The 9649-nt window shown below is 73.4% G+C and carries 11 protein-coding genes; 7 read left to right on the forward strand and 4 right to left on the reverse strand.

Annotated features, from left to right (window positions below; translation table 11 throughout):
• The first annotated feature begins 58 nt into the window (after positions 1 to 58).
• The 6 genes from ACIPYS_RS39710 to ACIPYS_RS39735 all read left to right on the forward strand — a co-directional run bounded on the left by ACIPYS_RS39710 (position 59) and on the right by ACIPYS_RS39735 (position 5810).
• Positions 59 to 706: a histidine phosphatase family protein gene (locus ACIPYS_RS39710; RefSeq protein ID WP_093865052.1), complete on the forward strand. Its 648-nt coding sequence runs from the start codon at positions 59 to 61 to the stop codon at positions 704 to 706.
• A gap of 264 nt (positions 707 to 970) precedes the next feature.
• Positions 971 to 1576 carry a TlpA disulfide reductase family protein gene (locus tag ACIPYS_RS39715; protein WP_353653502.1) on the forward strand — a complete coding sequence of 202 codons (606 nt, stop codon included), beginning with the start codon at positions 971 to 973 and terminating at the stop codon, positions 1574 to 1576.
• Positions 1573 to 2346, forward strand: a complete 774-nt coding sequence (locus ACIPYS_RS39720) for a cytochrome c biogenesis CcdA family protein (protein WP_037779811.1) — start codon at positions 1573 to 1575, stop codon at positions 2344 to 2346. Before ACIPYS_RS39715 ends, ACIPYS_RS39720 begins: the two co-directional genes overlap by 4 nt.
• A gap of 3 nt (positions 2347 to 2349) precedes the next feature.
• Entirely contained in the window at positions 2350 to 4140 is a 1791-nt protein-coding gene (locus tag ACIPYS_RS39725) for a cytochrome c biogenesis protein ResB (protein ID WP_400755467.1), read from the forward strand.
• Between the two features lie 3 nt (positions 4141 to 4143).
• Positions 4144 to 5277 carry a c-type cytochrome biogenesis protein CcsB gene (ccsB, locus tag ACIPYS_RS39730; protein ID WP_093861624.1) on the forward strand — a complete coding sequence of 378 codons (1134 nt, stop codon included), beginning with the start codon at positions 4144 to 4146 and terminating at the stop codon, positions 5275 to 5277.
• 143 nt (positions 5278 to 5420) lie between these two features.
• Entirely contained in the window at positions 5421 to 5810 is a 390-nt protein-coding gene (locus ACIPYS_RS39735) for a hypothetical protein (RefSeq protein ID WP_159394092.1), read from the forward strand.
• 78 nt (positions 5811 to 5888) lie between these two features.
• Here the strand turns inward: ACIPYS_RS39735 and ACIPYS_RS39740 are convergent, their stop codons facing one another.
• Complete coding sequence (locus tag ACIPYS_RS39740) at positions 5889 to 6968, reverse strand: ScbA/BarX family gamma-butyrolactone biosynthesis protein (protein ID WP_093861625.1); 1080 nt, start codon at positions 6966 to 6968, stop codon at positions 5889 to 5891.
• A 361-nt stretch (positions 6969 to 7329) separates the two neighbouring features.
• Between ACIPYS_RS39740 and ACIPYS_RS39745 the strand changes: the two genes are divergently transcribed.
• Positions 7330 to 7995: a ScbR family autoregulator-binding transcription factor gene (locus ACIPYS_RS39745; protein WP_400755469.1), complete on the forward strand. Its 666-nt coding sequence runs from the start codon at positions 7330 to 7332 to the stop codon at positions 7993 to 7995.
• Here ACIPYS_RS39745 and ACIPYS_RS39750 read toward each other — a convergent pair.
• The 3 genes from ACIPYS_RS39750 to ACIPYS_RS39760 form a co-directional block, all read right to left on the reverse strand.
• A complete protein-coding gene (locus ACIPYS_RS39750; protein WP_093861627.1) occupies positions 7992 to 8660 on the reverse strand; it encodes a ScbR family autoregulator-binding transcription factor in 669 nt (222 codons plus the stop codon). The genes ACIPYS_RS39745 and ACIPYS_RS39750 overlap by 4 nt on opposite strands.
• 376 nt (positions 8661 to 9036) lie before the next feature.
• Positions 9037 to 9246 carry an acyl-CoA carboxylase subunit epsilon gene (locus ACIPYS_RS39755; RefSeq protein WP_030393819.1) on the reverse strand — a complete coding sequence of 70 codons (210 nt, stop codon included), beginning with the start codon at positions 9244 to 9246 and terminating at the stop codon, positions 9037 to 9039.
• 77 nt (positions 9247 to 9323) lie between these two features.
• A partial coding sequence (locus tag ACIPYS_RS39760; protein ID WP_400755472.1) for a carboxyl transferase domain-containing protein occupies positions 9324 to 9649 on the reverse strand: 326 nt, incomplete at its 5' end.

The raw sequence follows: 9649 nt of genomic DNA on the forward strand, positions 1-9649 counted from the left end.
TTACGAGTCCCAGGAGTACTGAGAAGTGAGCGCCAAGGACATCACCGTCGTCCACCTGATGCGGCACGGTGAGGTGCACAACCCGGAGGGCGTCCTCTACGGCCGCCTCCCGGGCTACCGGCTGTCCGAACTGGGCCGGGAGATGGCCGAGCGGGTCGCCGAGGACCTGGCCGGGCGGGACATCACCCACGTGGTGGCGTCCCCGCTGGAGCGTGCCCAGGAGACCGCCGCGCCGATCGCCCGGTCCCACGGGCTGGACCTCGCGTCGGACGAGCGGCTGATCGAGGCGGAGAACATCTTCGAGGGCAAGACCTTCGGAGTGGGCGACGGCTCGCTGCGCAACCCGTCCTACTGGAAGTACCTCACCAACCCGTTCAAGCCCTCCTGGGGCGAGCCGTACCTGGAGCAGGCGGTGCGGATGATGGGCGCGCTGGCCGCCGCCCGGGACGCCGCGCGGGGGCACGAGGCGGTGTGCGTGAGCCACCAGCTGCCGATCTGGATCGTCCGCTCCTTCGTGGAGCGCCGCCGGCTCTGGCACGACCCGCGCAACCGGCAGTGCTCGCTGGCCTCGCTGACCAGCTTCACCTACGAGGGCGACCGGATCGTCTCGGTGGGCTACCGCGAGCCGGCCCGCGACCTGCTGCCGGCCCACCTGGTCGGCAAGGGCGGCAAGAGCAAGCCGGTGGGCAAGAGCTTCGGCGCCTGACGCCGGCGCCTGGCACCGGCTCCGGGGCCGGCCGAAGGGCCGGTCCGGGGCGGCCGGTTCCGGGTACGCCGAGGGAGCCCGGACGAGCGGAACGGTGTTCATGGTTCCCGATCCGGTGTAAGCGCCGTGTGAGTAAGACCTGGGTCACACTCCCGCGACACCCCGAAGATCGGTCCCGTCGCAGGTCAGAGGGGGTCCGGCAGAGAATGCCGGACCCCCCGGTACCTGCCCGTGACTCCATGCGAAACTTTTCACATGTCTGGCATGACGCGCCCCCGTCCCCGTCTCGCCGCCGCCGCGGTCACCGCCGCCGCTGCCGCGCTGGCCCTCACCGCCTGCAGCTCCTCCGGCTCCTCGGCCAGCGGTGACGGACAGATCGGTTTCGTCACCGCCAAGGGCAGCAACATCTCCACCGCCGCCGTCGGCCACCGCCAGGAAGCGCCGGACATCGGCGGCGACACCCTGGAGGGCGCCCCGGCCAAGCTCTCCGACTACCGGGGCAAGGTCGTCGTGCTGAACGTCTGGGGCTCCTGGTGCGGCCCGTGCCGTTCGGAGGCCGACGACCTCCAGCGGATCTGGGACAAGTACAAGGACCAGGGCGTGCAGTTCCTCGGGATCAACACCCGGGACACCGAGATCAAGAACGCCGTCCGCTTCGAGCAGGAGAAGGGCGTCACCTTCCCCAGCATCTACGACCCGGCCGGCGCCCAGCTGCTGAAGTTCCCCAAGGGCAGCCTCAACCCGCAGTCCATCCCGACCACCCTGGTGGTCGACCGGGACGGCCGGCTCGCCGCCCGCGCCGTCGGCGGCCAGACCGACGACGCCCTCGAGACCATGCTCCAGCCGGTGCTGGCGGAGCAGCAGCGGTGAGCGGGACGCTGCAGCTCGCCGACAACATCGGGACCATCCAGAGCGGGGCGCTGCTGGTCGCGGCGCCGATCGCGCTGGCGGCGGGCCTGGTGTCGTTCTTCTCGCCCTGCGTGCTGCCGCTCGTCCCCGGCTACCTCTCCTACGTGACCGGCTTCTCGGCCGCCGACCTCGCCGACGCGCGCGGGGCCCGGCGCGGCCGGATGCTGGCCGGCGCGGGGCTGTTCATCCTCGGCTTCACCGCCGTCTTCGTCTCCAGCGGCGCGCTGTTCGGCCAGTTCGGCGACACGCTCAAGGAGCACCAGGCGGTCATCAGCAAGGTGCTCGGGGCGCTCACCATCGTGATGGGCCTGGCCTTCATGGGCCTGGTGCCCGGTCTGAGCATGCGCGAGGTGCGCACCCACCGCCGCCCGGTGGTCGGGCTGCTCGGCGCGCCGCTGCTCGGCGTGGTCTTCGGGGTCGGCTGGACCCCGTGCATGGGGCCGACCCTGGCCACCGTCACCAACCTCGCGCTCAACCAGGCCGACGCCCAGCGCGGTGCGCTGCTGATGGTCTTCTACTGCCTGGGCCTCGGCGTACCGTTCATCGTGGCCGCGCTGGCCTTCCGCCGGGCGCTGGGCGCCTTCGGCTGGGTGAAGCGGCACTACCCGCTCGTCATGCGGATCGGCGGCGGCATGCTCGTCGTGGTCGGTCTGCTGCTGGTCACCGGAGTCTGGGACGCCATGGTGAGTGACCTGCAGAACCAGTTCGCCGGCTTCCAGATCGGAATCTGACCCGTGACCAACACGACGACCGACCGTGAACGGGTCGGTGACGAGGCGCAGGGCGCCACCGAGGAAGCGGCCGAGCGGCTCACCACCGCCCCGGCCGAGTCCGACGGTCCGACCGGCATCGGCGTGGTCGGCTGGCTGCGCTGGATGTGGCGCCAGCTGACCTCGATGCGGGTCGCGCTGATCCTGCTCTTCCTGCTCTCGCTGGCGGCGATCCCGGGCTCGCTGATCCCGCAGAACGGCCAGAACGAGTTCAAGGTCCAGACCTGGAAGGCGCAGCACTCCACGGTCGCGCCGATCTACGAGAAGCTCCAGCTGTTCGACGTCTACAGCTCGGTCTGGTTCTCCGCGATCTACATCCTGCTGTTCGTCTCGCTGGCCGGCTGCATCGTGCCGCGGACCTGGCAGTTCGTCGGGGTGCTGCGCTCCCGGCCGCCGGCGGCGCCGCGCAACCTGACCCGGATGCCGGTGTACGCGGCCTGGCGGACGGACGCGGATGCCGCGACCGTCAACGCCGCCGCCCACCGGCTGCTGCGCGCGCGGCGCTTCCGGGCGCACCTGGACGGCGGCGCGGTGGCGGCCGAGAAGGGCTATCTGCGCGAGGTCGGCAACCTGGTCTTCCACCTGTCGCTGTTCGCGCTGCTCGGCGGTTTCGCCTGGGCGAGCCTGGCCAGCGGCACCGGCGGCAAGCTGCTGGTCGAGGGCGAGGGCTACTCCAACACGATCACCCAGCTCGACGACTTCACCGGCACCCGGTTCTACGGCACCGAGGACCTCGACCCCTTCTACGTGAAGCTGAAGACCTTCACCTCGAAGTTCCAGAACAACGGCTCGCAGATCGGCAGCGCGCGGCAGTTCACCGCGAACGTCGACTACTACGAGGGCAGCGACCCGGCGAAGCTCCAGCAGGGCAGGATCGAGGTCAACCACCCGCTGGAGATCGGCGGCAGCAAGTTCTTCCTGATCGGGCACGGCTACGCCCCGGTGATCACCGTGCGCAACGCGGCCGGCGACGTCGTCTACACCGGTGCCACCCCGTTCCTGCCGCAGGACGGCAACCTGACCTCCACCGGCGTCATCAAGGTCTCCGACTACGGGGACAAGGACGGGAAGCGGACCCAGCTGGGCCTGTCCGGCTTCTTCCTGCCGACCGCGCCGGTGGCCTTCGACCGGAACACCGGCCCGCGCTCGCTGTTCCCCGGTGACGCGGACCCGGTGCTGGTGCTCAACGCCTACGCGGGCGACCTGGGCACCGACTCCGGCCTGCCGCAGAACATCTACCAGCTCAACACGAAGAACCTGACCCAGCTCCAGCAGGACGGCGAGCCGGCCAAGATCCGGCTGAAGCCGGGCCAGGGCTGGACCCTGCCGGACGGCTACGGGACGGTCACCTTCGAGGGCTACAAGCAGTGGGCCAGCTTCAACGTCTCGCACCGGCCGGGGAACGCGATCGCGCTGGCCGGCGCGGTGCTGGCGATCGCCGGCCTGATCGGCTCGCTGTTCGTCCAGCGGCGCCGGATCTGGGTGCGGGCGGTGGCCCTGCCGGGCGGCGGGACGCAGGTCGAGCTGGCCGGGCTGGGCCGCAGCGAGTCGGCGAAGATCGCCGAGGAGCTGGCCGCGCTGGCGGTGGACCTCCAGGACGACGCCCCGGCGCTCGACGACGAGTCCGACGACGAGTCCGGCAACGCACCCGAGGCCGGGCCCGACCACGAGTCCGAGAACGGCTCCGCGGAGGCCGACGAGGCCTCGGCACCCGCAGAATCCGCAGTTCCCGCCGATCAGAACTCCAAGGAGTAGACGGTGCACCTCGCCTCGTCGGTCGACCCGCAGCTGGCCGACCTGTCCAACAAGCTGATCTATTCGGCGATGGCGGTCTACCTGATCGCCATGTTCGCCTACATGTTCGAGTGGACCTTCGGTGCCAAGGGCGCCGTCGCCGTCCGCTCCAGCGAGCAGGCGGGCCTGGCCGGCGCCGTCGCCGCGGCGGAGGCCGGGGCCAAGGGCGCCAAGAAGGTCACCGTCACCGTCGCCTCGGCGGGCGGCGGCACCACCACGCTGACCCGCACGGCGCTGGCCGGCGAGGGCGCGACGGTGGTGACCGGCGGGCGCGGCGAGGAGGAGCTCGACGGTCCCGGCGCGGCCGGCACCAGCGAGAAGGCCGACCTGTCCGGCCGGATCGCGGTCTCGCTGACCGTGCTGGCCACGCTGCTGCACGCGGGCGGCGTGCTCACCCGTGGCCTCTCGGTGTCCCGCTGGCCGTGGGGCAACATGTACGAGTTCTCCTGCGCCTTCGCGCTCGCCATGACGCTGGCCTTCCTCGGCCTGATGATCGCGAAGAAGCCGGTCCGCTGGCTCGGCCTGCCGGTCACCCTGGCGGTGCTGCTGACCCTGGGCGTCGCCGTCACGGTGCTCTACACCGAGTCCGAGCAGCTCGTCCCGGCCCTGCACTCGTACTGGCTGGCGATCCACGTCTCCACCGCGATCGTCTGCGGCGGCGCCTTCTACGCGGCGTTCATCACGACCCTGCTCTACCTGGGCAAGGACTCCTTCGACAAGCGGACGGCGGCCGGTCTGGCCAAGGGCCCGCTGGGCACCTCGCCGTCGATCTGGCGCCGGCTGCCCGCCGCCTCCACCCTGGACAAGCTGTCCTACCGGATCAACGCGCTGGTCTTCCCGCTCTGGACCTTCACCATCATCGCGGGCGCGATCTGGGCCGAGGCCGCCTGGGGCAAGTACTGGGAGTGGGACCCGAAGGAGACCTGGTCGTTCATCACCTGGGTCGCCTACGCGTGCTACCTGCACGCCCGCGCCACCGCCGGCTGGAAGGGACGCAAGGCCGCCTACCTGGCCCTCGGCGCCTTCGCCTGCTGGCTGTTCAACTACTACGGCGTGAACATCTTCGTGACCGGCAAGCACTCCTACGCGGGGCTCTGACCGGAACCGGAACCACACACCGGCCCGGCGCTCCAGACCAGGAAGCCGGGCCGAGGTGCGACGGGGGTAGTGCGTGCCGGGCCACCCGGTCCGGTACGGGGAGGAACTGAGGAGGAAATCGCGCAATGGAGTGCGACGAGGTCATGCTGACCGTCCGAATCACCGCCGCCGAGCAGCTGCTGCTCCGCCGGCTCGCCCAGGGGCACCGCAGCGACGTGTCCGAGGTGGTGGCCGACGGTCTGCTGGACATCATCCCGACGTTCGTCTCGCCGGCCGACGCGCACCGGCTGCTGGGCGCCCTCGCGGCCCCCGCGCCGTGCGCGCTGACCGTCTGGCTGCCGACGCCGCTGGCCGATCTGCTGGTGCCCGGCGCGGCCCGGATCGCCCAGGTGACGCAGGTGCGGATCGGTTCGGCCAGCGCGATGCTGGGCGCCGCGCTGCGGCTCTGGCTGGCGCAGGACCCCGGGCGGCTGGCCGAGAACCTCAGCGTGATGCACGCGGGGCGGCCGTCGTCGGCGCTGGTGGCGGCCTGACCCGGCGGGGGTAGCCGGGGAGGGCGGGGGAGGAGCGGGAAGGAACGGGGGAGGCGGGGGAGGAGCGGGGGCGCCGGTTCAGCTGGCGAGCGGCAGGCCGCGCCGGGCGGGGGCCGGGGCGGCCGCGGACCTTCCCCCGCCGACGGGGGCGCCGTCGGCCGGGGCGCCGGTCAGCCGGACCTCGGCCACCGTGCGGCCGTCCTGGACCAGCACGACCCGGACGGGCGCCCGGCGTCCGCCGCAGCCGTCTTGGGCGGACTCCGGGCCGACCTCGCGGACGGCCCGCACCACGCACGGGCGGTCCGGCGCGATCGGGTCGTGGAAGGCCGTCACCAGGTCCACCGGCACCATCCGGTCCGGGTGGTGCAGGCGCTGGGCGGCCTGCCGGGCGGCCTCCAGGACGAGCATCCCGGGTAGGTGCCCCGGTGCCGGGTCCATCGGGTCGAACAGCACCGGGTGCGCGGCGTCCGCGCGCAGCAGCCAGCTGCCGGGCAGCAGGGCGGGGCCGAGCACCACGTCGGCGGCCTGCTGGCGGCCCACCAGTTCCGGCGCGACGACCTGTTCCGGGATCCGCGGCGGGGCGGCCGGGCGGCGCGGGCCGCGCAGCCGGTCGTAGGCGGCGGGGGAGAGGATCCGCAGGCCCCCGACGCCGCGGCCGACCGGACGTCCGTCCCGTTCGATCTCCGCGTGCACCCGCAGTGCGACCAGCCGACCGTGCCGCATCCGGACGTCGTGGCAGCTGACCCTGAGCATCAGTTCGGTGGGGGCGGCGCCGACCGCGAGGCCGTCGAGGCCGGCCGGACCGAGGGTGTAACCGAGTTCGTCGAGCACGGCGTGGTGGTCGTGGGGGACGCCGAAACCGGCGTGCCCGACCAACAGCGCGGCCTGCCTGACGGTTTCGGCCATCAGCACCGGGTCGTGGTGCCGGTCGCCGGGCAGCCGGTAGAAACCGTGCAGCCGGGGCCACTGGGCGCCCAGCAGGAAGTCGTACGGACCGGTGGACTGCCAGCCGGTGATGAGTACTTCGGCGACGGAGGAGCGGTGGACCAGCTGACGGGAGACGGTCCGTTCGTGGAAGTCGTAGCGGCGCGGGCCCGGTTGGCCGGGGCCGGGGTGGGGATACGGAGCGTCGCCGTCCATCGCGGTGAACACTGGCATGACTGGCCCCACTCCCGGGTGTCGGTCGGCCGGCCGTACGGGCGGCCTGCGCAAAACATACAGGCCACCCGGTTTCTGCTCCCCCTGCGGGGTAGCCGCCGGCCCCCACCCGGCGGGTTCACCGTACCCGCGTTCCGGCCTGCGGTAACGCCCGGGCGGCCCGCCCAGGACCTTGGGCGGGGGTCGGTCCCCTCTGGACGGCGGGGGCCGGGCAGGGGCTAGATTAGATACCAACCATGCGGTTTCGGGCGGGCGCGGCGCGCCACCGACGGTCCGCAGAGGCGCCGCACCATCGACGACGGCGCCGTGACAGCAACCGGGCGAGCCGGAGCTCGCCACGGCCGGGGGCCGGAGGGACCGAGTGGCCAAGCAGGAACGGGCGGGGCGGACCAGGCAGGCCGTGCTGCTCGCGGCGGCGGACACCTTCGCCGACGCGGGCTTCGAGTCGGCGAGCCTGGTCGACATCAGCCGCCGGGCGGGTGTCAGCAAGGGCGCGCTCTACTTCCACTTCGTCTCCAAGCAGGCGCTCGCGGACGGGGTCCGCGCCGCGGCGGCCGACACCATCGGCCTGGCCGTGCTGCGGGCGCTGCGCGGCCGGGGGCCGGCCGTCCAGGAACTCCTCGACCTCACCCACGAACTGGCCCGGCTGCTGCGCGAGGACGTGGTCGTCCGGGCCGGTGTGCTGCTCGGCCTCGGCGGCCGCCCGGCCGGCTGCGGGGTGGGGGCGGTGGTGTCGCCGGCCGGTTCGCCGCCGGAGCCGTCGGCCGACGCGTGGTGGAGCCTGACCGCCGTCTTCCGCACCCTGCTCGACCGCGCCGCCGCGGCCGGTGAGCTGCGGCCCGGGCTGGACCGGGAGCAGGCGGCCGGGCTGCTGACCACCCTGGCGGCCGGGCTGGTGCTGTTCGCCGCCGAGTCCACCGGCCGGCTGGCCGCCGAGGCGGTCGGCGGCCTCTGGACGGTGGCGCTGCCGTCCCTCGTCCCGGCCGACCGGGTGGCGGACTACCGGATCCGGACGGACACGCCCTAGCCCGGATCCGGACGGCCCGACCCGGTCCGCGGTGCCCTGGACCGGGCCTGGTCCCGGTCCAGGTCGACGGTGTTCAGCCGGGCCAGGGTCCGCGGCTCGACCAGTCCGGGCAGCAGCAGCGTCCAGAGGTCGGCCATCCGCTGCAGCAGGTCCTTGCGGTCGGTCAGGACCTGCGAGCTGAGCTGGATGCCGGTCACCGCGCCGGTGATGACCCCCGCGGCCGCGGCCGGCCGCACCCCCGGCCGCAGTTCGCCGGCGTCCCGGGCCCGCTCCAGCAGCTCCCGCGCCGCGTCCGTCCAGCCCTGGTAGGCGCCGATCTGCGGCTGGGTGAAGGTGCCGTGCTCGATGGTCAGCCGGATCGAGCCGCGCAGCAGCGGGTCGTCCAGCAGCGAGTGGGCGAAGGCGTGCCCGAGGTCGATCACGGTCTGCATCGGGCTGCTGGAGGTCGGCTGCCAGGTGGCCAGCCAGGCGCTCTGGCCCTCGATCACGGCGAGCGCGAGCTCCTCCTTGGACGGGAAGTGGAAGTACAGCGCGCCCTTGGTGACCCCGGCCCGGTCCAGGATCTCGGCCATGGTGGCGCCCGCGTAGCCGCGCTCGTCGAAGACCTCGGCCGCGGCGCACAGCACCGTCTGGCGGGTCGCCAGCGCGCGGGCCTGCCTGGCCATCGAAGCCTCCCTGGTGGTTCCGGTCGTCAGCTGCTGGATCCTACGGGGGCGGGCCGGGCGGCGGCCCGCATACCGTCCGGTAGGGACCCTTTCGAGCCGTTTCGGGCGGCAGTGCGGAGTTCCGGTCCCGGGCGGCTGCCCGCGGTCAGCCGCCCGGCCGCCTGCCCGGGGAACGCCGTCGGGCCGCCCCCCCCCCCCGGCCGGGGGGGGGGGGCCCGCCCCCGGGGGGGGGGGGGGGGGGCCGGGGGGGGGGGGGGGGCCCCGGGGCCCCCCCCCCCGCCCGGGGGGGGGGCCCCCCCGGGGGCCCCCCCCCCCGGGGCGGGGGGGGGCCCCCCCCACGGCCGAGCGGTTTCCGTGCGGGTCCTCGGGCGAGGCGTCAGGCGGCCCACTGCCAGCTGACCGGCGAGAAGTACGCCGGGCGGCGCTCCAGGCGCTGCCAGTTGGCGATCGGCTCGACCGGCGAGGAGGCGGCCGCCTGCTGGGCGGCCGCGGCGCGGGCCATCAGCACGGCGGTCAGGGCGGCGAGCTCCTCGTCGGAGAGCGAGCCGCGGACGATTCGGACGAGTGGTTCGGCGGAAGCGGTCATGGTCCGGATTTCTCCCGGCGTCGGTGGTGAGTGGGCGTCGGCGCGGCCGGCCGTGCGGTGCCGGCCGGGCGGTGCTGCTACATCGGGGGGTTGCCGTGCTTGCGGCTCGGCAGGTCCGCGTGCTTGGTGCGCAGCATCGCCAGCGAGGACGCCAGGACCTGGCGGGTCTCGGCGGGGTCGATGACGTCGTCCACGAGGCCGCGCTCGGCCGCGTAGTACGGGTGCATCAGCTCGCTCTTGTATTCCTTGATCTTCTGGTTGCGCATCGCGTCCGGGTCGTCGGCGGCGTTGATGTCCCGGCGGAAGATGACGTTGGCGGCGCCCTCGGCGCCCATGACGGCGATCTCGTTGGTCGGCCAGGCGAAGGAGAGGTCGGCGCCGATCGAGCGGGAGTCCATGACGA

This window comes from Kitasatospora sp. NPDC089913 (assembly GCF_044748625.1).
Lineage (GTDB): Bacteria > Actinomycetota > Actinomycetes > Streptomycetales > Streptomycetaceae > Kitasatospora.

Bases quoted from the DNA above. Each gene is read 5' to 3' on its own strand.
- ACIPYS_RS39750 (WP_093861627.1), bottom strand. From the start codon at position 8,660: ATGGCCAGGCAGGCCCGCGCGCTGGCGACCCGCCAGACGGTGCTGTGC.
- ACIPYS_RS39755 (WP_030393819.1), bottom strand. From the start codon at position 9,246: ATGACCGCTTCCGCCGAACCACTCGTCCGAATCGTCCGCGGCTCGCTC.
- ACIPYS_RS39710 (WP_093865052.1), top strand. From the start codon at position 59: ATGCGGCACGGTGAGGTGCACAACCCGGAGGGCGTCCTCTACGGCCGC.
- ACIPYS_RS39715 (WP_353653502.1), top strand. From the start codon at position 971: ATGACGCGCCCCCGTCCCCGTCTCGCCGCCGCCGCGGTCACCGCCGCC.
- ACIPYS_RS39740 (WP_093861625.1), bottom strand. From the start codon at position 6,968: ATGCCAGTGTTCACCGCGATGGACGGCGACGCTCCGTATCCCCACCCC.
- ACIPYS_RS39735 (WP_159394092.1), top strand. From the start codon at position 5,421: ATGCTGACCGTCCGAATCACCGCCGCCGAGCAGCTGCTGCTCCGCCGG.